Origin of the sequence: Orlajensenia flava (assembly GCF_004801905.1) — a bacterium.
GTDB classification, from domain to species: Bacteria; Actinomycetota; Actinomycetes; order Actinomycetales; family Microbacteriaceae; genus Orlajensenia; species Orlajensenia flava.
This window is the reverse complement of the sequence record NZ_SSSN01000009.1, coordinates 77047-97781: the sequence shown is the minus strand read 5'-3', so window position 1 is coordinate 97781 and position 20735 is coordinate 77047. Positions and strand designations below refer to the sequence as shown.

Sequence of the window (20735 nt, the reverse complement as noted above, 5' to 3'; positions counted from 1 at the left end):
GCCGAGCGGATGCCGCTGCTCGAACGGATGCCGCTGCTCGAACGGACAGCCGCGCCCGCCGCGGCGCCGGCATCCGTCCGTCCGAGCAGCGCGACCGCGCTTCGGAGAAGGTCCTGCAGCGACTCAGCGACTGCAGCGACTCGGCGACTCAGCGCGTCAGCAGGTCCTCGTAGGCTGGGTGCTCGTCTATGTAGCGCGCGACGAAGGGACAGGTCGCCCGCACGGGGTCATCGACGTCGGTGCGGATGTCGTCGAGCACCTGCTGGACCATCCGTCCGCCGAGCCCGACGCCCCGCCTGACGGGGTCGATCTCGGTGTGGACGATGTCGATGGAGCCATCGTGCAGCCGGTAGTCCGTGAGCCCCACTTGCTCGTCATCCACCCAGAAGGTGTAGCGGGAATACTCCGACTCGTGCCGCAACTCCGTCGTCATGGGCACACACTACGCTCGCGCCGGAGGCGGCACCATGCCCGGCTGACAGAATGGGCGCATGCCCAGCGCCCCCGTCGGCACCGTCATCCACGGCGACAACCTGGCCGTGCTGCCGTCCCTCGCCGACGGGCGCTTCACGGTCGTCTACCTCGACCCGCCGTTCAACACCGGCCGGGCTCAGGCCCGTCAGGCGACCCGGCACGAGGCGGCCGACGCGCCGTCGACGGATGCCGCCACCCGCGCCATCGGCACGGTCAGCGGCTTCAAGGGCAAGGCCTATCGCCGCATCCGGGGCGACCTGCTCAGCTACGACGACCGCTTCGAGGACTACTGGGGCTTCCTCGAGCCGCGCATCGTCGAGGCCTGGCGACTCCTCGCCGACGACGGCACCCTCTACCTCCACCTCGACTATCGCGAGGCGCACTACGCCAAGGTGCTGCTCGACGCCCTGTTCGGCCGCGACGCGTTCCTCAACGAGATCATCTGGGCCTACGACTACGGTGCCAAGTCGAAGAGCCGGTGGCCCACCAAGCACGACACGATCCTCGTCTACGTCAAGGATCCGGCCGCCTACTGGTTCGACTCGACGGCCGTGGACCGGGAGCCGTACATGGCCCCGGGGCTCGTCACTCCCGAGAAGGCCGAGCTGGGCAAGCTGCCCACCGACGTGTGGTGGCACACCATCGTGTCGCCGACCGGGCGTGAGAAGACGGGCTACCCCACCCAGAAGCCCGAGGGCATCCTGCGCCGCATCATCCAGGCGTCCACGCGCCACGGCGACGAGGTGCTCGACTTCTTCGCCGGCAGCGGAACGACGGGCGCCGCAGCGGCCGCTCTCGGCCGCCGGTTCACCCTCGTCGACGAGAGCGCCGACGCCATCGCCGTCATGCGCGCACGCTTCGCATCGCTCGACGTCGCCTTCGAGGAGAGCCCATTGGCCGACGCCCTGTGACGGCTCGGCTTGGCAGGGGTCGAGCGGTCGCTGAACGGATGCTGGGAGAGTCTCGCGGCGTGCTCGCCGTCCCGCTAGCGTGATGAGCACGCGTTCGGATGCCGGCGCGGTCGCGGTTGGAGGCAGTGTGGCGGGGCGTGCACCCTGGAGGGCGACACTGGCAGTCCTCGCCATGACAGTCGTCGTGGCGATCGTCGGGCTGCCGGGCACCGCCGCCTACGCGGAGTCACCCGTCGACTTCGGTTCTGGCGACATCGTCGACTCGGCCGGCGTGCTCGGCGGCGACACGTCCTCCGTGCAGCAGGCCATCGACAAGCTGCAGGCCGACACCGGCCAGACCCTTCTCGTGACCTACGTGAACACGTTCGACAATCCCAGCGACCGCGAGCAGTGGGTGCAGCAGGTCCGGGATGCCAACCAGCTCGGAAACACGAACGTCGTGCTGGCGATCGCGGTCAAGGACCGGCTCTACCAGCTGTCCTTCTCCGATCAGTCGCCCCTGCAGGCCGATTCCGATGCCATCGCCGAGCAGTACGTGGTGCCGAGCCTGTCGAAGAACGACTGGGCCGGAGCGGCGATCGGTGCGGCCGACGGCATCCGTGCCGCGGCCGCCGGCCAGCTGAACGGCGGCTCGGGCTCGGGCACCGGCTCGGGATCGTCCGACTCATCGGGCGGTGGTGGAGCCGGATGGGTGTTCGGCATCCTGGCGGTCATCGCCGTCGCCGTGATCCTGTTCATCTTCTTCCGTAGGAGCCTCAAGAAGCGAGCGGTCGCCCGGGCAGCAGCGGAGCAGCGCGAGCAGTTGGAGCGCAAGGCGGGCAGCCTTCTCGTCCAGCTCGACGACGCCCTCAAGACGAGCGAGCAGGAGGTCGGCTTCGCCCAGGCGCAGTTCGGCGACGATGCGGTGAAACCGTTCACCGATGCGCTGACGAAGGCCGGCGGAGCCGCGCGCGACGCGTTCGCGATCAAGCAGAAACTCGAGGACGCCTTCCCCGAGACCCCCGAGCAACGCGCTTCGATGACGGCCCAGATCACCACGCTCGCCGAGGGCGCCATCGCCGAGCTCGACGCCCGCTCCGCCGACTTCGACGCCCTGCGAGCGCTCGATGACCACGCGGTCGACGCACTCAAGACCGTGACGGCGGATGCGGAGACCCTGCGCGGTCGGCTCGACGCCGCGCACGCGCGCATCGCCGACCTCCAGCAACGCTTCGAGGGCGAGACCACGGCGACCCTGGTGGGCAACGCGACGCAGGCCGATCAGTTGCTGGCCTTCGCGACGGATGCGGCTCAGCAGGCGGCGGCGACGCTCTCCGCCCCCGTCGCGCCGAACGGGCACCGAGCGAGCGTCGCGATGCAGGTGCGCGCCGCACAGCAGAGCATCGGACAGGCCGGCCAGCTTCTCGACGCCGTCGACAAGGTGGAGCAGACCCTCGCTGACGCGACCGCGGCGGTCGCCAAGGAGGTCGACGACGTGCAGAGCGACCTCACCGAGGCTCGAGCTCTCGTCGGACAGGTCCCCGCTCTCGCCGGCCCCATCGCTGCGGGTGCCGACGCCGTGACGGCCGCGACTGCTCCGGCACCTGCATCCGACAAGACCGACCCTGTTGCCATGGTGCACCGCCTGCAGAAGGCGGAGGCCGCGCTCGACGCGGCGCTCGCCCCGTCGCGCGAGGAGCGCGTGCAGCGAGACAAGGCCGTTGCACTCCTCGGTCGCACTCAGGTGGCGGCACAGCAGCAGATCGCCGCGGCGGGGGATTACATCGCCACCCGCCGTGGTGCCGTCGGCTCCGAGCCGCGTCAGCGACTGTCGGAGGCGCAGCGGCTGCTGGACTCCTCCACAGCGCTCGGTGCCACGGATCCCGTGCAGGCCCTCACCCAGGCCCAGCGCGCCCAGTCGCTTGCGGCATCCGCAATCCAGCTCGCTCAGAGCGACGTCGACCGGTACCACGACGATGACAATCCGTGGGGCGGAGGAGGCGGTCGACGCTCCGGTAGCGGCGTCATTCCCGCGGCCGTCATCGGCGGCATCCTCGGCGGACTGCTGGGCGGCGGCGGGGGCGGTGGCGGGGGTTGGTCCGGGGGTGGCGGCGGCTTCGGTGGCGGCGGCGGAGGTTTCGGAGGCGGCGGCGGGGGATTCGGCGGCGGTTTCGGTGGAGGTTTCGGCGGCGGAGGATCCGGCGGCCGGTTCTAGAAGAGCAACATCTGTAAGCAGTACGAGAGAGGGAACATCATGGCAAAGCAGTCCATCATCGGTCGCATCACTCAGCTCGCGCGCGCCAACATCAACGCGCTCCTCGACCAGGCCGAGGACCCGCAGAAGATGCTCGACCAGATGGTGCGCGATTACACCGCGAGCATCGGCGAGGCCGAGAGCGCCGTTGCGCAGACCATCGGCAACCTCCGCATGCTCGAGGACGACCACAAGGAGGACGTCACCGCCGCTGCCGACTGGGGTCGCAAGGCGCTCGCGGCCAGCCAGAAGGGCGATGAGCTGCGTGCATCCGGCAACGCGACGGATGCCGACAAGTTCGACGCCCTCGCGCGCGTTGCGCTCAGCCGCCAGCTGCAGTCGGAGAACGAGGCCAAGGGTGCCGAGCCCATGATCGCGTCGCAGACCGCCGTGGTCGACCAGCTCAAGGACGGCTTGCAGAAGATGCGCGAGAAGCTCTCGCAGCTCTCCGCCAAGCGCGACGAGCTGACTGCTCGGTCGAAGACCGTCGAGGCCCAGTCGCAGGTCAACGACGCCATCAAGAGCGTCGACATCACCGACCCGACGAGCGAGATCAGCCGCTTCGAGGACAAGATCCGGCGCGAGGAGGCGAAGGTGCGCGGCCAGCAGGAGCTCGCGGCGTCGAGCCTCGACGCGCAGTTCGAGAGCCTCGAGGACCTCGGCGAGCTCACCGAGGTCGAGGCGCGCCTGGCAGCGCTGAAGACGGGCGGCTCGGAGCCCAAGGCCGTCGAGTCGGCTGCGTCCGCCCCGACCTCGGCACCGGCCGACCAGTAGGCGCCGGTTCTCGACACGCTCCCCGCTGGTCGAGTGACCCCCCCGAAGCGGATCTGCCGGTCGAGCGGCCCGTGAGCGCAGCGGACCTGCCGGCGAGTGATCCCTTGCCGGTCGAGTAGCCCGCGAGCGCAGCGAGCAGGCGTATCGAGACCCGTCGTCATCCCCAACAGAGGTCCCCGAGAGGAGAACACACCATGGCCGACATCGCCGACCACCGTCATTACCCGCAGGGCGTCCCGTCGTGGGTCGACCTCGAGGTGCCCGACCCGGCATCCGTCACCGACTTCTACGCCCGCCTGTTCGGCTGGGAGTTCCACGAGGCGGTCCCGCCGGGGGCACCGGGTTCCTATCTCATCGGGACGCTCGACGGGCATGACGTCGCGGCGATCGCACCGGCTGCAGCCTCCGTCGGCCGGTGGAACACCTACGTCGCGTGCGACAGCGCGGACAGCTCGGCCGCCCTGGTGCGAGCCGCGGGCGGGCGGGTGGTGCAGGACCCGCTCGACACGGGGCCGGCCGGCCGGTGGGCCGAGTGCTCCGACCCCGACGGTGCGGTCTTCCGGTTGTGGCAGGCCCGGCATCGACTGGGCGCGCAGCTCGTCAACGCGCCTGGTGCGTGGAACTTCAGCGTCCTGATCACGCCTCGGCCAGCGGATGCCATCACGTTCTACGGCGAGGTGTTCGGGTGGGAGGTCGACGCCGATCTCGGCGCGGGCATGGTGCGGCTTCCGGGCTACGGCGACCACCTCGCCGCGACGGTCGACCCCGACATCCATGAGCGCCAGTCATTCGCGCCTCCCGGCTTCGCCGACGTGGTGGCCGGCGTCGAGGCGCGGGAGGGCCAGCCACGGTGGGAGGTGCGCTTCGCGGTCCAGGACCGCGACGCATCCGCCGAGATCGCGGAGGAGGCGGGCGGAACCGTGGTCTCGCGCGGGCACGATGAGTGGACCAAGGGAGCGCTCATCCGGGATCCGTCCGGCGCGGAGTTCGCGATCAGCCAGTTCGATCCGGAGTAGCAGGCAGGCGAATCAGGCCGAGTCGCGCACGACGAGCGAGGTCTGCAACCGGGTGATCAGCTCGGTCGGTTCGCCCTCGATCAAGCGCACGAGCACGTGCGCCATCTCGCGGCCCATCTCGACGGACGGCTGGTGCACGGTCGTCAGCGGCGGCGATGCATTGAGGCCGTAGTTGTCGTCATCGAAGCCGACGACGGCGACGTCCTGCGGGATCGACAGACCGGCTTCACGGATGGCCGTGTACGCGCCGATGGCCATCTGGTCGTTGGCGGCGAACACGCCGTCGATCGGCACGCCCCGATCGAGCAGTCGGCGCATGGCAGCGGCTCCGGACGCCGGCGAGAAATCCCCGACCTCGACGAGCCCGGCATCCAACCCGTGCGCAGCCAGCGTTTCGTACCACCCGGACAGCCGGTCCACGCCCGGCGGCATGTCCTGCGGCCCGGCGATGGTGGCCAGGTGACGGCGGCCCGACGCGATGAGGTACTCGACGGCGGTCTGAGCGCCAGCGGTGTTGTCGACGTCGACGAAGTAGTTGCCGTGCTCGAGCGGACTCAGCGGGCGGCCGCCGAAGACCACCGGAAGCGACCGGCTCAGTTCGGCGTAGGAGTGGTCCCCGGTGTGGTGCGACACGACCAGAGCGCCATCGACGTTGCCGCCCAGCAGGAAGCGCCGCGTCTTGCCCGCCTGCGACTCCGACTCGATGATCATGTTGAGCGTGTAGTCGGTGTCGGCCAGGTGCAGCGCGACACCCTGGACGACGGAGGCGAAGAACGGGTCTGCGAACAGGCGCGCGGCCGATTCCGGCACGATGAGGGCGATCGCCTGCGTCTTGCGGGAGACGAGGGAGCGTGCCGCCCGGTTGGGCACGTAGTTGAGCGCCTCGATGGCCTGCTGCACGGCGGCGGCGACGTCGGGTGTGACCTTGGGCGATCCGTTGACCACCCGTGACACCGTCGCGCGCGAGACTCCCGCCCGTGCCGCCACCATCTCCAGGGTCGGCACGGCGTGATCGCGCAGCTTCTCGGCCACTGGGTCGCTCCCCGTGCTCAGGATGGTCTCACCCTATCCCCGCTCAGACGACGGCTCTGGACCCGGCGATGATGGCGGCGTACTCGCGGGCGCTCCGCTTCGGCACGCGTTCGAGCGTCTCGTAATCGACGTAGACGATGCCGAACCGCTTGGCGTAGCCCCAGGCCCACTCGAAGTTGTCGAGCAGCGACCAGACGAAGTATCCGCGCACGTCGGCGCCGTCCTTCACCGCAGCGCCGACCGCGGCGACGTGGGCGCGCAGGTAGGCCACCCGTTCGGCGTCGTCGATCTCATCACCGACACGTTCGTCCTCGTACGCCGACCCGTTCTCCGTGACGTAGAGCGGCGGCAACGTCGGGTACTCCCGGCCGAGCCGAACGAGCAGGGTGCGCAGGCCATCCGGGTTCACCTCCCAGTCCATGGCGGTGCGAGGCAGGCCGCGCGATGGGAACGAGACGTGCTCGCTGCCGGGGAAGGGCGACGCACCCGGCTTGGCGGTCGGCCGTAGCGACGGCGGGGCATCCGGAGACGCGGGATGTCCGCTCACGTTGTCATCGTGATAGTGGTTCACGCCCAGGAAGTCGATGTCGGCCGCGATGATCTCGAGGTCGCCGGGCTGCACGTATTGCTCGAAGTCGAACTCGCGCAGATCGGCCAGGACGTCGGATGGGTAGGCACCCAGAAGCAGCGGCTCGAGGAACATGCGATTCCAGAGGCCGTCGATGCGTCGGCTGGCGTCCAGGTCGACCGGGTCGGTCGGGTCGTCGGCGACGGCGTTGGTCAGGTTGAGCGTGATGCCGATGTGGAGCTCGCGACCGTCACGCGCGGCCAGCTCGCGCAGCCGGCGGACGGCGAGTCCGTGAGCCAGGTGCTGGTGGTGCAACGCCGCCAGCGCCGCGTCGGGATCGGTGAGGCCGGGCGCGTGCTCGCCGCCGGCGTAGGCGATGAGAGACGAGCACAGCGGCTCGTTGAACGTCGTCCAGTGCGTCACCCGATCACCGAGGACGTTGTAGACCACCTCGGCGTACTCCGCGAACCGGTAGGCGGTCTCGCGGTTGGCCCAGCCGCCCTTCTCCTGCAGGGCCTGCGGGAGGTCCCAGTGGTACAGCGTCAGCCACGGCAGGATGTCGGCGCCGATGAGCTCGTCAACCAGGTCGCTGTAGAAACGCAGTCCGGTGCGATTGATGGCACGGTCACCCGGGATGACACGCGCCCAGCTCGTGGAGAAACGGTAGGAGTCGAGGCCGAGGTCCTTCATGAGTGCGACGTCCTGCGGCATCCGGTGATAGTGGTCCACCGCCCGCTCGGGCGTGTCGCCCCCCGCGATCGCCAGCGGCTGGCGCGCGTAGGCATCCCAGATCGAGTCCTCCTTGCCGCCCTCGTGAGCGGCCCCTTCGATCTGCGCGGCGGCAGTGGCAGAACCCCAGAGGAAACCCGGCGGCCAGGTCATGTCGGCACGTGGATCGTTCATCAGCCCTTGACTGCTCCTGCCATGATGCCCGAGACGAGTTGACGCCCCGCGAGAATGAAGAGGACGAGAAGCGGGATGGTGGCCATCACCGCTCCGGCTAGCACGATGGAATAGTCTACGTACTTCGCGCTCTGGAGCTGGCTGAGCGCCACTTGCAGGGTGGGATTCTGCGGTGACACCAGCAATGGCCAGAGGTAGTCGGTCCAGGCCGTCATGAAGGTGAACAGGCCGAGGATGGCCATCGCCGGTCGCGCGGCCGGCAGCCCGACGTGCCAGAAGGTGCTGAACATGTTCGCGCCATCGACGCGGGCCGCCTCGATGAGCTCGTCGGGGATGACGTCGACGAGGTACTGGCGCATGAAGAACACACCGAACGCGGTGACGAGGGTCGGCACGATGACGGCGCCCAGAGTTCCCGTCCAGCCGAACTGCTTCATGAGCATGAACAGCGGGATGATGCCCAGCTGGGTGGGCACGGCGAGCGTCGCGATGACGAAGACCATGAGTCCCTCGCGGCCCCTGAAACGCAGCTTCGCGAACGAGTATCCGGCGAGCGTCGAGAAGAACACGACGCTCGCGGTGATGACGGTGGCCACGATGACGCTGTTGGCGAGGGCCTGCCAGAAGGCGACGGTGTCGAGGACTGATGCGACGTTGTCCCAGAAACGTCCGCCCGGCAGTAGCGGCGGCCAGGTATCGCCGAGGACCTTGTTGTCGCTGGATCCGACGACGAAAGACCACCACAGCGGGTACGCGCCGCCGAGGAACAGGGCGATCAGCAGCCCGTAGGTGAGGAATCCGGGGCGGCGTTCGATGCCGAGCGCCCGGCGCTTCCTCTGCCTTGGAGGGTTTGAGGCGCGCGTATCGCCCGACTCGGCCGACGTTTCTCTGGTCTGCACTGTGGTGCTCATGAGCGCCTCTCCTGGGCGATGACGGCGGCGGGTTCCACAGACGCGGGAACCTGATCGGGCGTGGTGGGGACCGCGCTCGAGGCATCCGTCTCCGCGCGGTACTGCGCGAGCCTGCGCGCCCTCCGCGTGCTGATGCCGGCGCTCTCGACGGACGCGATGCGCCGCGAGATGAGGAAGTTGAGCAGCCCGAAGGCCACGATGATGATGAACAAGAGCCAGGCGATAGCGGAGGCTTTGCCGAAGTTGCCGCGGTTGAACGCCATGTCCCAGAGGTAGAGCACCGTGGTCTGGTACTCGCGGTGCGGACCGCCGAGGTTGGCGCTCTGCGGGTTGAACAGCTTGGGCTCGGTGAAGATCTGAAGGCCGCCGATGGTGGCGGTGATGATGACGAAGATCATCGTGGGCCGGATGCTCGGCAGCGTGATGGAGAAGAACCGTCGGAACGAGCCGGCACCGTCGAGCGCCGCGGACTCGTGGATGTCGCGGGGCACGGCCTGCATCGCCGCGAGCAGGATGAGCGCGTTGTACCCGGTCCAGCGCCAGTTGACCATGCTCGCGATGGCGAGGTGGCTCGGGAGGACCTCGGTCTTCCACATCACCGGGTCGAGGCCGAAGCTCTGCAGGATGTTGTTGATGAGGCCGTACTTCTCGCTGAACGCGCTCGAGAAGATGATCGCGACGGCCACCGGAGTCACGACGTAGGGAATGAGCACGCTCATGCGCCAGAACGTCTTGGCGCGCAGGTTCTGGTCGAGGATCGCGGCGATGAAGACGGCGGCGATGATCTGCGGGATGGAGCTCAGCAGGAAGATGCTCAGCGTGTTGAAGAGCGAGTTCCAGAAGTAGGGGTCGGACAGTTCGGTGCCGTAGTTGGCGAGGCCGATCCAGTCGCCCGGACCGGAGAGGATGTCCCAGTCGTTGAGCGAGACGACGAAGGTGTAGACCAGCGGGAACAGCCCGACCAGCCCGAACAGCACGAAGAACGGTGCGATGTAGAGGTAGGGCGACGCCTTGACGTCGAAGCGGCTGAGGCGCTGGCTGAAGCTGAGCCGCGGTGGCGTGCTCGTGGGGCGCTCGGCGTCGGGCCGGATATCCGGCAGCTGATGGCGCGTCATCGTGGACATGCAAGATCTCCTTCGAGGAATCAGGCCCCCCGGAAAGCGGGTCTCCGGGGGGCCTGACGTGAAGCGTGTTGTTACTTGAGGTCGAGGTTCTTCAGGGTCGTGAGCGCGTCATTCCACGCGGTCGTCCCATCCGTTCCCTTGTCGAGTTCCTGCGTGGCGGGACCGAAGACCTGCTCCTGGATGACCGAGTCGTTCGGACCCTTGTACTGGGCGACGACGCCGTCGGCGCGCGATGCGAGGATCTTGCCGACCGGGGCGTTGTTGAAGAACTTGGTCAGGTAGCTATCGCCCGTGACGCCGGAGTCGCTCTGCGCCTCCGTGACGCTCGGGAATGTGCCGGCTGCCTGGAACGCAGCCACCTGAGACTTCGCGGTGGTGAGGTAGGCCGCCAGTGCTGCCGCCTCCTTCGGGTGCTTGGACTGCGTCGGCACGGTCAGGAACGATCCGCCCCAGTTGGCCGGGCCGCCGGGGAACACGTCGGCGAAGTCCCATCCGGAGGTGGCGTCTCCGCCGGCCGTCTCGACCTGGCCCTTCACGACACCGAGCATCCAGCCCGGGCACATGAAGGTCGCGAACGAACCGTCGGTGAAGGCCTTGCCCTTGCCCCAGTCCCACGCCGTCTGACCGCTGGAGAGGCCGGCGGCCGCACCCCCGGAGAGCTTCTCCCACTGCTTCTTGAGGTCGTCGTTGCTGGTGACGTCGATCTTGCCGTCCTTGGAGTAGTACCCCGCGGGCAGCTGGTTGACCATGGCGTTCCAGACGAACCCGGACTGGTCGTAGAACGCCTTGCCGGTCGCCGCCTTGTACTGCTCGCCGACCTTGAAGAAGTCGTCCCAAGTCGCGTCCTTGCCGCCGAACAGCGAGGCCACGCCGTCGCGGTCGCTCGGCAGGCCGGCCGCAGCGAAGAGCTTGCTGTTGTAGCAGAGCCCCTCCGGGCCGATGTCGGTGCCGTATCCGATGATGCGGCCGTCCTTATCGGTGGCCTGCTTGAGCTTCCAGTCGACCCAGCGATCCTTGATGTCGCCCGCGCCGTACTTGGACAGGTCGGTGAAGGTATCGGAGACCTGCATCACCTGACCGAGCCAGCCCTCTTCGACGGCTTGCACGTCAGGGAGGCCCGATCCGGCGGCCTGCTTCGTCTTCCAGTCGGTCAGGGCGTTGCCGCCCGTGTCGATGTTCGTGGCCTTGATGGTGATGTTCGGGTTGGCCTTCTCGTACGACTTGTAGAGGTCGTCGAGGCCCATGGTTCCGAACGTCGTGACGTTCAATGTGATCTTCTCGTCGCTCGATCCGCCGGACGAACCGTTGGTGGAACAAGCGGTGGCGAGAAGGGCGATGGATGCTGCGCCTGCGACGGCCGCAACAGCCCTGGTGCGTCGTGAAAGCTTCACGGTCACTCCCTTGTGCGTGGTTGAGTTGGATGAATGAGAGCGCTCTCTCACCTGCGCGTGAGAGCGCTCTCACAATTGCGAGGTCGATGCTATGGCGGCTCGTGCCACCCTGTCAAGAGAGCGCTCTCACGAACCTTCGGTCGGGCCGATCTCGTGTCCTAACCGTTATCCGTTGGGCAGTAGTTGCGCGTTTTTCCACCGCTAATGGGCATCTACTGCCCAGCGGTTTCAGGGTGCTGGTCATCGACTCCTCCCCAAACGCGGGCGTGCCGCGGATAACCTGCAGTCCGGTATTTGGTGCTCGCCGGGGAGTCCCCAGTGGGCGACGGTGACGCATGCGAAATTCATGGATTGACGAACGCGAACAGGCGGATAAGACCGGCGCCTTCACGACCGCCGAGGGGGCGGCCAACGGGCTTTCGATCGGGCGAATGCGCGGGAGCGCATTCGTCGCGCCGCACCGCGGCATCCGTGTCCCTGCGGAGAAATACCGGAGCACAGACCCGCGTCGCCTCGCCGAGGCGTACGCCAAACGGATGCGCGACGATGAGTGGTTTAGCCACTCGACGGCGGCGGCCCTGTTCGGCGTGCCGATGCCCTGGTCGATTGAGTCCGCGCCCGTATTGCATACGACGACCCGCGGATACGACCTGCGACCCCGGGTGGCGGGCGTCGTGGCGCACCGCACGATGCGACCGGTGCGATGCGTGATGGTAGACGGTCTGCGCTGTTCGTGCGCGGCGGAGACTTGGTGCGATCTGAGCGCGATGCTGGGTATCGACGACTTGGTCGCGGCCGGGGACTTCTTCGCGACCGGCAACGAACCATATTCGGGCGAGCCGCCATTGGCCTCGATATCCGAACTAGCCGACGCCTTCGCCTACCGAGCTCGAATGAGGCTGCCGGGAATTCCCAGGCTCCGCGTCGCGGCGGGGCTCGTGCGCTACGGATCGCTTTCCCCGCAGGAGACCGCAACGCGCTTGGTTCTCGTGGCCGGGCTGCCCGAACCCGCCCTGAACCACCGCGTCTACTCGCCCACCGGCTTGTTACTTGGGATGGTCGACCTGGCCTACCCCGAACATCGCATCGCGATCGAGTACGAGGGTGATCACCACCGTGATCGCGGCCAGTTCCAGCGGGATCTCGCCAGACGGGCGCGGTTCGAGGATGCCGGTTGGATCGTCATCACCGTCACCGCAGCAGACCTGCGGGATGGCGGCGAAGCACTCATCGAGCGAGTCCGCTTCCGTCTCGCCCAGCGCGCCACCGCTCGCTAACCCGCCCTCACCACCCGCTGGGCACTAGATGTCCGGCTGGGGACTCGAGGGCGCCATCAACTGCCCAACGGACGGGACCGCGCGCCCATCTCCGGTCAACTGCTGGGCACTAGATGTACGGCTCGAGGCTCGAAGGCGACACCTGCTGCCCAATGAATGGGGTCGCCCGTTCACCCCACTAATCGCTGGGCACTAAGTGTCCGGTCTTTCCCTCGTGGGCGACACCTACTGCCCAGCGGATGAGACCGCGCACCCGGGCGCGATCGACCGTTGGGCACTGGATGCGCGGCTCGGGTCTCGAGGCCGACGCGTACTGCCCAACGGTCGAGAGAAAGGGGGAGGGACGGGTCAGGTGCGGTCGTGGTCGATCGCTCGGGTGGAGCCCGTCGCGGTGCCCGGGTCGACGAGGGCGCCGAAGGTGTCAGCGGCACGCTGGGCGTAGACGCCCTCGTCGTGCTCGACGTCGCCATCGCGCTCGAGCACGTCGGTACGAGACCCGCGAGCCCCTCGGTCGCGCGCCAGGTCGGCCGCATCCGCTCCCGTGTATTCGGCCTCGGCGCGACCCGCTCCGACGGCGACGGGCTCGCCGTCGTCTGCGGCATCCGCGGCGTCGGCGGCTTCGCGGTCGGCAGCAGCGCGCTCGGCTTCGGCCCTGTTGTCCGCCGCCTCCTGAAGCGCCGACTTCGCCCGCAGCGGCGGCGCCTTGAAGAACAGGGTGAGGACGAACGCGATCAGCACGACGATGAGAGCGACCCAGTAGACCTGTACCGCTGACGCATTGAACCCGCTGAGGAACGGCTTGCTCAGGCGCGGGTCCGCCCCCTTGAGGAACGACGTGTCGTCGAGCGTGCTGCTGCCGAACGAAGCGCCCGATCCAGACCCCTTCTCCAGAGTGGCCTGGATGGTCGGAGCCACCTGATCGACGACGGCGGCACGAGTAGTGTCATCGGAAAGATCCGTGCCGGGCGGCAGTTGCGCCTCGATCGGCGTCACGATGCGGCTGTAGATGGTGTCCATGATCTGCTTGTTCTCGGGAGCACTCGCCACCGCAGGGTCGAGAGCGGCGTTCAGGGCGTCGTCCAACGTCGCCTTGTCGGAGAGCGATCCGGTGATATTGCCGGGCATCAGCGTGAACAGCAGCGAGAGCAGAACCGCCGTGCCGAGGGTTCCACCGATCTGACGGAAGAACGTCGACGCGCTGGTGGCCACGCCCATGTCGCGGAGGCCCACGGAGTTCTGGCTGGCGATGGTGAGCGTCTGCATCAGCTGGCCGAGGCCGAGGCCGATCATCAACATCGCGCCGGCGAGGAACCAGTACGAGCTGTCGTAGCGCAGGAATGTCAGGTAGAAGAAGCCACCGGAGAGGAACGCGGTTCCGAGGATGGGGAACTGGCGGTAGCGACCCGTCCGGGCGATGATCTGGCCGCTCGCGATGGAGGAGATCATGAGGCCGAGGATCATCGGCAGCGTCTGGAATCCGCTCTCGGTGGGAGTGGATCCCAACACGAGCTGCAGGTACAGGGGGAGGGTCAGCATGGCGCCGAACATGCCGAACCCGACGAAGACGCCGATGATGGTCGCCATCGAGAAGGTCGGCGAACGGAACAGCTTGAGCGGGATGAGCGCGTCATCCTTCATCGCCCGCTCCACCAGGATGAACGAGATGATGCCGGCGACGCCGATGACGTAGCAGGCGATCGCGCCGGCGCTGCCCCAGCCCCACTGGCGTCCCTCTTCGGCGACGAGCAGCAGCGGCACCAAGGCCATGATGACCGTGGTGGCGCCCCACCAGTCGATCCGCACCGAGTAGCGCTCGGTCTTGGGCAGGTGCAGGAAGCGCAGAACAATGCCGAGGGCGATGAGCCCGATCGGAACATTGATGAGGAACACCCAGCGCCATCCGGCGAGCCACAGAATCTGATCCGCACCCGCGAAGAGGCCGCCCACGAGCGGCCCGATCAGGCTCGAGATGCCGAACACCGCGAGGAAGTAGCCCTGGTACTTGGCGCGCTCCCGGGGGGCGAGCATGTCGCCCATGATGGCCAGAGGCATCGACATCAGGCCGCCGGCGCCGAGGCCCTGGATGGCACGGAACCCGGCCAGTTCGATCATCGAGCCCGAGAAGCTCGCGAGCACCGACCCGAGGATGAACACGACGATCGCGAAGATGAACAGCGGCCGTCTGCCGAAGATGTCGGAGAGCTTTCCGTAGATCGGCGTCGAGATGGTCGACACGATCAGGTAGGCCGTGGTCACCCAGGCCTGCTGGCTGAGTCCGTGCAGGTCGTCGCCGATCGTGCGGATCGCCGTTCCGACCACGGTCTGATCGAGGGCCGACAGGAACATCCCGGCCATGAGTCCGAAGATCACGAACAGGATCTGACGGTGACTCATCAGGGGCTTGGACGGCGCTGCGTCAATCGACATGGTGCGGCCTCTCGAGGGGTGGGTGGGTCGGTATCGAGCCCATCGCAGGGTTCTCACAAATCGCTTACAGCTTCACAGCTCCTCCAAGTGTCCTCCCATTTCCACCTTGTTAGGGTTCTCGGATGCTCCGCACCCGATCCGTCGCATCCGTCATCGCCGCGGCAGCACTCCTTCTCGCCCTCTCCGGATGCGCAGAGCAGAGCGCCGACGCCGTTTCACGCGACGCTGCGCCGAGCGAGCAGACGACGGCTGCGCCTCTCTCGCCGGCCGTCGATGCCCAGCTCGCCTACGTCCGGGCGCACTGGAAGCACTACAACACCGCCGAGTACGGCACGCTCTCCGACAACGACTGCGTGAACTTCGCGAGCCAGTCGCTCGTGGCGCGAGGGTGGACGCAGACCGACGAATGGAACTACGGCTCCGGCGACGTCGAGGACTCAACTCCGTCGTGGCGCAGCTCCACGGCGATGGCCGACTGGCTGGGCATGCACCCCGAATTGGCTGTTCAGCTCGACGACTCCCAGCGCGCCCAGGTGAAGGTCGGCGACCTGGTGCAGTTCGACTGGGACGACTCCGGCGACCGCGATCACACGGGAATCGTCACCCGTGTGGAGCACTCCGCGTCCGGAACGCAGATCTATTTCGCCGGACACACCGACGACAGCGTCTATCGCAGCGTCGATCAGGCGATCCACGTCGACCACCCCGGCGCGCGGGTGTACTACTGGTCACTGGCGAACTGACCTGAGGTCGTACTCTTGAGGGGTGTCAGAGACCCCCGAGCTCAGCGGCCCATCGCGCCGCGTGCGTCGCAACCGTGCGATCGCCGCGGGCCTCGGGCTCGCTGTGCTCGGAGTCGCGGTAACCGCGGGGGGCATGGCGATCGGTTCGCACACCGGTAGAGCGGCGATGGCATCCGTCGCGCAGACATCGACGCCGAGCCCGACGGCAGCGCCGCGACCGACGCCAGCGCAGGTGGTCGCGCCCGCCGCCGTGCCGACGTTCGACAAGAAGGCGCGCTCCATCGACGACCCGACCAGTATCTGGGTCGTCAGCGACAAGCTGCGGCCGCTCAATCCGGTCGACTTCGTGCCGCCCGATCTCGTCGACGTGCCGGTTCCGCACACCTGGGCGCCGCAGCTGCGCAAGGAGGCGTCGGATGCGGTGGTCGCGCTGTTCGCCGCGGCGACCTCCGAGGCCGGCTTGACCCTCGCGTCGAACAGCGCCTACCGCAGTTTCGACTCGCAGACCAGCGTCTACAACGACGACGTCGCCGCGAATGGGCGGGACGCCGCGGACTCGCTCACCGCGCGCCCGGGATTCAGCGAGCACCAGACCGGGCTGGCCATCGACATCGGCGCCGACTCCGGTGACTGCTCACTCTCCGCGTGCTTCGCCAGCACGGCGGAGGGCACCTGGCTGGCCGCCAACGCGTGGCGTTTCGGCTTCCTCCTGCGGTATCCGGCCGACAAGGTCCCGGTCACCGGGTTCGAATTCGAGCCGTGGCATTACCGCTACATCGGCACCGACCTGGCCAAGGAGATGCACGACAAGGGTGTCACGACGCTCGAGGAGTTCTTCGGCCTTCCGGCCGCGCCGAACTACGGATGACGGCTGCCGCGCGAACGGTGCGGTTCCATGCGTTCCCATGGAATGTCGAGGATTTGTTCAGTTCTCGCTCAAACCCGCGTGATGGAGTGACGGGTCCCTCGCCACGCAACCCGGAATTTCTCTTACGTGACCCGCACCATCGCTTACCCCTCCTTCTCCTCACCCTCCCTTCGCTCCCGCTTCGCCCTCGTCTTCACGAGCAGGCACCGCGCGGGCAGGCACGCGAAGCAGTCCGCGTTCACTGGCGGAACCCTCCTCGTCGGCTGCGGCATCGCCCTTGCGGTGACCACCGGTGCGCTCACCGTGGGCGGTGCATCCAGCTCGGCTGCCACGGCATCCGTCGCCCCCGTCGTGAAGCACAACCACGTCACGACCAGCATCACGGGAGCCTCGACGCACGTTCCGCTCGTCGTCAACGACGGCAAGCCCGTGATCGCATCGCTCCCGACGGTCAGTAGCGGCTCGATCGTGGGCGGGACGACACTCACGCTCGCCGGTGACAACCTGACCGCCGTGACCTCGGCCACGGTGGGCGGGCAACCCGCGACCGTCGCGGCCGTCACCAAGGATGCCGTGACCATCGCTGTTCCTGCGTCCGCGGACTACACCGAGGGTGCGGCGCCCATCGACCTGTACGACACCACGGGCGCGGCCGTGCCCGTCGACCTGACCCCCGCGACCACGCCCGCCGGTCTGGTCGTGACGCAGAACGCACCGGCTCCGGCGCTGACCTTCACGTACACGCCCGATCCCGGCATCGAGGCGCAGGAGGCCTACGTGCTCGCGCACTGGGCGAACTACAACCCTGACTACACCGTGCTCGACGGCATGGACTGCGCCAACTTCGCCAGCCAGGGGCTCGTCGCACGCGGCTGGGCCATGGACGCCGACTGGTGGTACTCGGGCGGCGCGACGAGCTCCGCGTGGATCAGCTCGACGGCCCTTCGCGGCTACCTCGCCGCGCACCCCGAGCGGGCCACTCTCCTGAGCGATGCGCAGCGCGACCAGGTGAAGGTCGGTGACATCGCTCAGTTCGACTGGGATGACTCGGGCGACGAGGATCACACGGCAACGGTCACCCGCGTCGAGCACACGGCATCCGGAACCCGCGTCTGGACGGCAGGGCACACCAAGGACGCCGATTACTGGGACGTCGACGAGGCGCTCGCGAGCGGTGGCGGCACCGTCGTGTACTGGAGCATCCACTAGGCGCTTCGAGACGGGTCGCAGACGCTCGTTCAGGCGATAGGCCGCGGCTCAGGCACGGATCCTCGAAAACGTCCTGAGCAGCGCGTCATCGCCTGAATCGCAGGTCGACGAGCGCCGGCGGGTTTCGATACGCCCGGCTCCTTCATCGCGCGCTACTCAACCAGCGGGGTGGTCAGCTGATGGCGGCGTCCACGATCTTCTTCGCCTCGGCCTGCACCTTCTTCAGGTGCTCCTCGCCGAGGAACGATTCCGCGTAGATCTTGTAGACATCCTCCGTGCCGCTCGGCCGGGCCGCGAACCACGCGTTCTCGCTCACCACCTTGACCCCGCCGATGGCCGCGTCGTTGCCGGGCGCCTTCGAGAGCTTCGCCGTGATGGGCTCGCCCGCGAGCTCGTCAGCGGAGATGGCGTCACCGTCGAGCTTGGCGAGAGCGGCCTTCTGGGCACCGGATGCGGCAGCGTCGATGCGCTGGTACGCCGGGTCGCCGTGTTCGGCGACCAGCTCGGCGTACAACTCAGACGGGCTCTTGCCCGTCACCGCGCGGATCTCCGACGCGAGCAGCGCCAGCAGGATGCCGTCCTTGTCGGTCGTCCACACGGTGCCGTCCATCCGCAGGAAGCTCGCCCCGGCGCTCTCCTCGCCACCGAACGCGACGGATCCGTCGACGAGGCCCGGCACGAACCACTTGAAGCCGACCGGAACCTCCCACAGCCGTCGACCGAGTGACGCGGCGACCCGGTCGATCATGCTGGACGAGACGAGCGTTTTGCCGATCGCGGCGTCCTCGCGCCAGCCGCTCCGGTGCCCGTACAGGTACTCGATGGCCACGGCGAGGTAGTGGTTGGGGTTCATCAGCCCCGCGTCGGGCGTCACGATGCCGTGGCGGTCGGCATCCGCATCGTTGCCGGTCAGGATGTCGTAGTCCGCGCGGTGCTCCACGACGGATGCCATCGCGGAGGGGCTCGACGGATCCATGCGGATCTTGCCGTCCCAGTCGAGCGTCATGAACGACCACGTCGGGTCGACCTTCGGATTGACGACAGTGAGGTCGAGCCCGTAGCGATCGCGGATGGCACCCCAGTAGCCGACGGATGCGCCACCGAGCGGATCGGCGCCGATGCGGATGCCGCTGCGCTTGATGGCATCGAAGTCGATGACGTTCTGAAGGTCCTCGACGTACATGCCGCGGTAGTCATACGTGTCGACGGCGCTCGGCTCGCTCATCTTGACGTCCTTCAGACCACCCTCGATGAGCTCGTTGGCTCGTCCCGCGATCCACGTCGTGGCGTCGGTGTCTGCCGGTCCGCCGTGCGGCGGGTTGTACTTGAAGCCGCCATCGGCTGGCGGGTTGTGGCTCGGCGTCACGACGATGCCGTCAGCCGTCTGGCTGCCGCCGCGGTGGCTCGGGTCGTTGTTCCAGGCGAGGATGGCGTGCGAGACGGCGGGCGTCGGCACGTAGTCGCCGAACTCGTCCACCATGACATCGACGTCGTTCCCGACGAGCACCTCGAGGGCGGTGGTCATGGCCGGGGCGCTGAGCGCGTGCGTGTCCGCTCCGATGAAGAGCGGGCCGGCGATGCCCTGCGCGGTGCGGTAGTCGACGATCGCCTGAGTGGTCGCGGCGATGTGCCATTCATTGAAGGCGGTGTTGAGGGAACTGCCCCGGTGGCCACTGGTGCCGAAGACCACCCGCTGCTCGGGGATCGATGGGTCGGGCCGCCGTTCGTGATAGGCCCTGATCAGCTCACCGACGTCGATGAGGTCGGAGGGGGTGGCCGGAGTTCCTGCGCGATCCGTCATGGTGCCCAGTCTGTCACCGGCGCCTCGACCTTATCGAGGGTTGACGCGTCACCGGCACCTCCTCACTAGGCTGTCGGCATGTCCGATGCCCCGTCGCCCACCATGAGTTACAGCTACCTGGGCCCGGCAGGCACGTTCACCGAGACGGCGCTCGGCCAGGTGGAAGCGGCGCGGGGCCAGGCGTGGAGCCCGGTCAACAACGTGGGAGAGGCGTTCGCCGACGTCATCAGCGGTCGCAGCGTCGCCGCGATGATCGCGATCGAGAACTCCATCGAGGGCGGTGTCTCGGCGACACAGGATGCCCTCGCGAGTGTGCCGGGCCTGCGCATCATCGGGGAGTACCTGGTGCCGGTCAACTTCGTGCTCGTGGGTCGCCCGGGTACGACCCTCACGGACGTGAAGGTCATCAACGCGCATCCGGTCGCCTACGCGCAGTGCCGCGGCTGGCTCGAGACCGCCCTGCCCGATCATGGTCACATTCCCGCGACCAGCAACGTCACGGCGGCGTCGGCCCTGCTGCTGAACGATCACGCCGAGGCCGCCGTCGCCCCGCCGGGCATCACGGCGCACTACGACCTCGACGTGCTGGCCGAGGACATCGGAGACAACCCGAACGCTGTCACACGCTTCGTGCTGGTCAGCCGCATCCGAGCCATCCCCCCGCGCACGGGCGCCGACAAGACCAGCCTCATCGTCGAGCTGCCCGACGACCACGCCGGAGCGCTGCTGGAGATGCTCGAGCAGTTCAGCACCCGCGGTGTGAACCTGAGCCTGCTCGAGAGCCGCCCGATCGGCGACGCCCTCGGCCGCTACCGCTTCGTGATCGACGCGGACGGGCACATCGAGGACGAGCGGGTGGCTGATGCCCTGCTCGGCCTGCGCCGGTTCAGCCCGCAGGTGATCTTCCTCGGCTCCTATCCGCGAGCGGACAAGCAGCCCATCGAATTCACCTCCCGCTACGACGACGAGGTGTTCATCGAGGCGCGCGACTGGCTGCGGGGAATCATCACCGCCGAGCCCGTCGACCGGGAACCTGTCGATGCGGACGCCGTCGGAGGACGATAGGACTCACG

Annotated in this window: 17 protein-coding genes; 9 read left to right on the top strand and 8 right to left on the bottom strand. The window is 67.9% G+C overall.

What is annotated here, in order from left to right:
* Window positions 1-148: 148 nt before the first annotated feature.
* Window positions 149-433, bottom strand: coding sequence for a GNAT family N-acetyltransferase (locus E6C70_RS12140; protein WP_136424806.1), 285 nt, complete (start codon window positions 431-433; stop codon window positions 149-151).
* Window positions 434-491: 58 nt separating this feature from the next.
* Between E6C70_RS12140 and E6C70_RS12135 the strand changes: the two genes are divergently transcribed.
* The 4 genes from E6C70_RS12135 to E6C70_RS12120 all read left to right on the top strand — a co-directional run bounded on the left by E6C70_RS12135 (window position 492) and on the right by E6C70_RS12120 (window position 5408).
* Window positions 492-1385, top strand: coding sequence for a DNA-methyltransferase (locus E6C70_RS12135; RefSeq protein ID WP_136424805.1), 894 nt, complete (start codon window positions 492-494; stop codon window positions 1383-1385).
* Window positions 1386-1557: 172 nt separating this feature from the next.
* A complete protein-coding gene (locus E6C70_RS12130) occupies window positions 1558-3579 on the top strand; it encodes a TPM domain-containing protein (protein ID WP_168770944.1) in 2022 nt (673 codons plus the stop codon).
* A gap of 39 nt (window positions 3580-3618) precedes the next feature.
* Window positions 3619-4392: a PspA/IM30 family protein gene (locus E6C70_RS12125; RefSeq protein WP_136424803.1), complete on the top strand. Its 774-nt coding sequence runs from the start codon at window positions 3619-3621 to the stop codon at window positions 4390-4392.
* A gap of 194 nt (window positions 4393-4586) precedes the next feature.
* Window positions 4587-5408: a VOC family protein gene (locus E6C70_RS12120; RefSeq protein ID WP_136424802.1), complete on the top strand. Its 822-nt coding sequence runs from the start codon at window positions 4587-4589 to the stop codon at window positions 5406-5408.
* Window positions 5409-5420: 12 nt separating this feature from the next.
* Here E6C70_RS12120 and E6C70_RS12115 read toward each other — a convergent pair whose 3' ends face one another.
* The 5 genes from E6C70_RS12115 to E6C70_RS12095 form a co-directional block, all read right to left on the bottom strand.
* On the bottom strand, window positions 5421-6398 hold the full coding sequence (locus E6C70_RS12115) for a LacI family DNA-binding transcriptional regulator (RefSeq protein WP_136424988.1): 978 nt from the start codon (window positions 6396-6398) through the stop codon (window positions 5421-5423).
* An 85-nt stretch (window positions 6399-6483) separates the two neighbouring features.
* Window positions 6484-7911, bottom strand: coding sequence for a GH1 family beta-glucosidase (locus E6C70_RS12110; RefSeq protein ID WP_168770943.1), 1428 nt, complete (start codon window positions 7909-7911; stop codon window positions 6484-6486).
* Window positions 7911-8822: a carbohydrate ABC transporter permease gene (locus E6C70_RS12105; protein WP_136424801.1), complete on the bottom strand. Its 912-nt coding sequence runs from the start codon at window positions 8820-8822 to the stop codon at window positions 7911-7913. Before E6C70_RS12105 ends, E6C70_RS12110 begins: the two co-directional genes overlap by 1 nt.
* Entirely contained in the window at window positions 8819-9937 is a 1119-nt protein-coding gene (locus E6C70_RS12100; protein WP_235833458.1) for a carbohydrate ABC transporter permease, read from the bottom strand. Before E6C70_RS12100 ends, E6C70_RS12105 begins: the two co-directional genes overlap by 4 nt.
* An 80-nt stretch (window positions 9938-10017) precedes the next feature.
* On the bottom strand, window positions 10018-11337 hold the full coding sequence (locus E6C70_RS12095; RefSeq protein WP_136424799.1) for an ABC transporter substrate-binding protein: 1320 nt from the start codon (window positions 11335-11337) through the stop codon (window positions 10018-10020).
* 335 nt (window positions 11338-11672) lie between these two features.
* On the opposite strand from E6C70_RS12095, the gene E6C70_RS12090 reads away from it, so the two are divergent.
* Window positions 11673-12614: an endonuclease domain-containing protein gene (locus tag E6C70_RS12090; protein WP_136424798.1), complete on the top strand. Its 942-nt coding sequence runs from the start codon at window positions 11673-11675 to the stop codon at window positions 12612-12614.
* Window positions 12615-12962: 348 nt separating this feature from the next.
* On the opposite strand, the gene E6C70_RS12085 is transcribed toward E6C70_RS12090, so the two are convergent.
* The gene (locus E6C70_RS12085) at window positions 12963-15008 is read right to left on the bottom strand and encodes an MDR family MFS transporter (protein ID WP_136424986.1); all 2046 of its coding nucleotides are present in this window, start codon (window positions 15006-15008) and stop codon (window positions 12963-12965) included.
* Between the two features lie 155 nt (window positions 15009-15163).
* On the opposite strand from E6C70_RS12085, the gene E6C70_RS12080 reads away from it, so the two are divergent.
* From E6C70_RS12080 to E6C70_RS12070, 3 genes are all read left to right on the top strand, one after another.
* The gene (locus E6C70_RS12080; RefSeq protein WP_136424797.1) at window positions 15164-15784 is read left to right on the top strand and encodes an amidase domain-containing protein; all 621 of its coding nucleotides are present in this window, start codon (window positions 15164-15166) and stop codon (window positions 15782-15784) included.
* A gap of 22 nt (window positions 15785-15806) precedes the next feature.
* Window positions 15807-16652, top strand: a complete 846-nt coding sequence (locus tag E6C70_RS12075) for a M15 family metallopeptidase (RefSeq protein ID WP_235833433.1) — start codon at window positions 15807-15809, stop codon at window positions 16650-16652.
* Window positions 16653-16778: 126 nt separating this feature from the next.
* A complete protein-coding gene (locus tag E6C70_RS12070; protein ID WP_136424796.1) occupies window positions 16779-17861 on the top strand; it encodes an amidase domain-containing protein in 1083 nt (360 codons plus the stop codon).
* A gap of 172 nt (window positions 17862-18033) precedes the next feature.
* Here the strand turns inward: E6C70_RS12070 and pgm are convergent, their stop codons facing one another.
* Window positions 18034-19662: a phosphoglucomutase (alpha-D-glucose-1,6-bisphosphate-dependent) gene (pgm, locus tag E6C70_RS12065; protein ID WP_136424795.1), complete on the bottom strand. Its 1629-nt coding sequence runs from the start codon at window positions 19660-19662 to the stop codon at window positions 18034-18036.
* 78 nt (window positions 19663-19740) lie between these two features.
* On the opposite strand from pgm, the gene pheA reads away from it, so the two are divergent.
* The gene (gene pheA / locus E6C70_RS12060; RefSeq protein ID WP_136424794.1) at window positions 19741-20727 is read left to right on the top strand and encodes a prephenate dehydratase; all 987 of its coding nucleotides are present in this window, start codon (window positions 19741-19743) and stop codon (window positions 20725-20727) included.
* Window positions 20728-20735: the final 8 nt, after the last annotated feature.

What these genes read in the sequence shown, in the direction of transcription:
- E6C70_RS12140 (WP_136424806.1), bottom strand. Translation starts at nt 433, where the DNA reads ATGACGACGGAGTTGCGGCACGAGTCGGAGTATTCCCGCTACACCTTC.
- E6C70_RS12135 (WP_136424805.1), top strand. Translation starts at nt 492, where the DNA reads ATGCCCAGCGCCCCCGTCGGCACCGTCATCCACGGCGACAACCTGGCC.
- E6C70_RS12130 (WP_168770944.1), top strand. Translation starts at nt 1,558, where the DNA reads ATGACAGTCGTCGTGGCGATCGTCGGGCTGCCGGGCACCGCCGCCTAC.
- E6C70_RS12125 (WP_136424803.1), top strand. Translation starts at nt 3,619, where the DNA reads ATGGCAAAGCAGTCCATCATCGGTCGCATCACTCAGCTCGCGCGCGCC.
- E6C70_RS12120 (WP_136424802.1), top strand. Translation starts at nt 4,587, where the DNA reads ATGGCCGACATCGCCGACCACCGTCATTACCCGCAGGGCGTCCCGTCG.
- E6C70_RS12115 (WP_136424988.1), bottom strand. Translation starts at nt 6,398, where the DNA reads ATGGTGGCGGCACGGGCGGGAGTCTCGCGCGCGACGGTGTCACGGGTG.
- E6C70_RS12110 (WP_168770943.1), bottom strand. Translation starts at nt 7,911, where the DNA reads ATGAACGATCCACGTGCCGACATGACCTGGCCGCCGGGTTTCCTCTGG.
- E6C70_RS12105 (WP_136424801.1), bottom strand. Translation starts at nt 8,822, where the DNA reads ATGAGCACCACAGTGCAGACCAGAGAAACGTCGGCCGAGTCGGGCGAT.
- E6C70_RS12100 (WP_235833458.1), bottom strand. Translation starts at nt 9,937, where the DNA reads ATGACGCGCCATCAGCTGCCGGATATCCGGCCCGACGCCGAGCGCCCC.
- E6C70_RS12090 (WP_136424798.1), top strand. Translation starts at nt 11,673, where the DNA reads ATGCGAAATTCATGGATTGACGAACGCGAACAGGCGGATAAGACCGGC.
- E6C70_RS12085 (WP_136424986.1), bottom strand. Translation starts at nt 15,008, where the DNA reads ATGAGTCACCGTCAGATCCTGTTCGTGATCTTCGGACTCATGGCCGGG.
- E6C70_RS12080 (WP_136424797.1), top strand. Translation starts at nt 15,164, where the DNA reads ATGCTCCGCACCCGATCCGTCGCATCCGTCATCGCCGCGGCAGCACTC.
- pgm (WP_136424795.1), bottom strand. Translation starts at nt 19,662, where the DNA reads ATGACGGATCGCGCAGGAACTCCGGCCACCCCCTCCGACCTCATCGAC.
- pheA (WP_136424794.1), top strand. Translation starts at nt 19,741, where the DNA reads ATGTCCGATGCCCCGTCGCCCACCATGAGTTACAGCTACCTGGGCCCG.